General features: G+C 67.6%; 1 protein-coding gene. It reads left to right on the top strand.

Annotation, left to right across the window (positions count from 1 at the left end; genetic code table 11):
• A partial coding sequence (gene katG, locus U1R88_RS35330) for a catalase/peroxidase HPI (RefSeq protein WP_322435538.1) occupies positions 1 to 2,133 on the top strand: 2,133 nt, incomplete at both ends.

Here is a 2,133-nt window from a genome sequence, read left to right as displayed (position 1 = left end):
CGGCAAGTGCCCGGTAGCGCATGGATCGCGTCCCGGTTTTGAGGTTCGCTCGAACCGTGACTGGTGGCCGAACCAGCTGAATCTGAAGATCCTGCACCAGCATTCGAGCCTGTCCAATCCGATGGGCAAGGCGTTCGACTATGCGCAGGAATTCAAGAAGCTGGACCTTGCGGCGGTGAAGCGGGACCTGTTCGCGCTGATGACGGATTCGCAGGAGTGGTGGCCGGCCGATTTCGGCCATTACGGCCCGCTGTTCATCCGCATGGCCTGGCACAGCGCCGGCACCTACCGCACCGGCGACGGGCGTGGTGGCGCGGGCGCGGGCCAGCAGCGCTTCGCCCCGCTCAACTCCTGGCCCGACAACGTCAATCTCGACAAGGCCCGCCGCCTGCTCTGGCCGATCAAGCGCAAATACGGCAACCGGATCTCCTGGGCCGATCTGATGATCCTGACCGGCAATTGCGCCCTGGAATCGATGGGCTTCAAGACCTTCGGCTTTGCCGGCGGCCGCGAGGACGTGTGGGAGCCCGAAGAGGACGTGTACTGGGGCAGCGAGAACGTCTGGCTCGACGACAAGCGCTACAGCGGCGACCGCAACCTGGAGAACCCGCTCGCCGCCGTGCAGATGGGCCTGATCTACGTCAATCCCGAAGGGCCCAACGGCAATCCCGATCCGCTGGCAGCGGCGCGCGACATCCGCGAGACCTTCGCCCGCATGGCGATGAACGACGAGGAGACGGTGGCGCTGATCGCTGGCGGCCACACCTTCGGCAAGACCCATGGCGCCGGCGATGCCGCCAATGTCGGGCCGGAGCCGGAGGCCTCCGGCATCGAGCTGCAGGGCCTTGGCTGGCACAACCAGTTCGGCTCCGGCAAGGGCGGCGACACCATCGGCTCGGGACTTGAGGTGACCTGGACCTCGACGCCGACCAAATGGAGCAACAACTTCTTCTGGAACCTGTTCGGCTATGACTGGGAGCTGACCAAGAGCCCGGCCGGCGCCCATCAGTGGACGCCCAAGCATGGGGCCGGTGCCAATTCGGTGCCGGATGCGCATGACCGCTCCAAGCGCCATGCCCCCGCCATGCTGACCACGGACCTGGCACTGCGCTTCGACCCGGCCTATGAGAAGATCTCCCGGCATTTCTTCGAGAACCCGGACGCCTTCGCCGAAGCCTTCGCCCGGGCCTGGTTCAAGCTGACCCATCGCGACATGGGCCCGCGTGCCCGCTATCTCGGCCCGGAGGTTCCGGCCGAGGAGCTGATCTGGCAGGATCCGCTGCCGGCGCTCGACCATGCCCTGATCGACGAGAAGGACGCGGCCGAGCTCAAGGCCAAGATCCTGGCCTCGGGCCTGTCGGTCGCCGAGCTGGTTGCCACCGCCTGGGCCTCGGCCTCGACCTTCCGCGGTTCCGACAAAAGGGGCGGCGCCAATGGCGCGCGCATCCGCCTGGCCCCGCAGAAGGACTGGGAGGTCAACCAGCCGGCGCAACTGGCCAAGGTGCTCGGCGTGCTGGAGGAGATCCAGCAGGACTTCAACGCGGCGCAGGCCGGCGGCAAGAAGATCTCGCTGGCCGATTTGATCGTGCTGGGCGGCAATGCCGCGGTCGAGCAGGCGGCCCGCAAGGCCGGCCAGGACGTGGCGGTTCCCTTCACCCCGGGCCGCACCGATGCGAGCCAGGAGCAGACGGATGTGGAGTCCTTTGCCGTGCTGGAGCCGGTGGCGGACGGCTTCCGCAACTATCTGAAGACGACCTACAGCGTGCCGGCCGAGGGGCTGCTGGTCGACAGGGCCCAACTCCTGGGCCTGACGGCGCCGGAACTGACGGTGCTGGTCGGGGGCCTGCGCGTGCTCGACGTCAATGCCGGGGGCTCCCAGCATGGCGTGCTGACCGACCGGCCGGGCGCGCTGACCACCGACTTCTTCGTCAACCTGCTCGACATGGGCACGGCCTGGAAGGCGACCTCGGCGGCCGAGGACGTGTTCGAGGGCCGCGACCGCGTCACCGGCGAGGTGAAGTGGACCGGCACCCGCGCCGACCTGGTGTTCGGTTCCAACTCCCAGCTGCGCGCTCTGGCCGAGGTCTATGCCAGCGATGATGCCAAGGGCCAGTTCGTGACCGACTTCGTCGC

Origin of the sequence: Labrys sedimenti (assembly GCF_034424805.1) — a bacterium.
Taxonomy (GTDB): Bacteria; Pseudomonadota; Alphaproteobacteria; order Rhizobiales; family Labraceae; genus Labrys; species Labrys sedimenti.
The sequence above is the reverse complement of the archived record's forward strand: the minus strand, read 5'-3'. Positions and strand labels throughout refer to the sequence as shown.